Annotated in this window: 1 pseudogene; it reads left to right on the top strand. The window is 57.3% G+C overall.

The features are described 5' to 3' along the window. Positions 1 to 202 (top strand): annotated as a pseudogene (locus AC27GT_RS12675) (IS256 family transposase); the annotation flags it as partial. Positions 203 to 211 lie beyond the last annotated feature (9 nt).

Here is a 211-nt window from a genome sequence, read left to right as displayed (position 1 = left end):
GAGGCGTGGGACGAAGGTGCGGGATCATAAGTTCCCCCGACCCGAGTCTGTGTTTAAGCTCCTTTACTTGGAGGCGGAGCGTCAGGAGGGGAGGTGGTCTGAGCGGCGATTGAAGGGCTTTGCTGAGGTGCGGGAAGTGCTGGAGAAGATGCTTCTGGAGAGGTATGCCCCCCGTACACAGACGCTTACACATAAATCTTGACACGACCAG

The organism is Thermus sp. KWY1, assembly GCF_057547025.1.
Note: the sequence above shows the minus strand (reverse complement) of the source record. Positions and strands in the feature narration are given on the sequence as shown.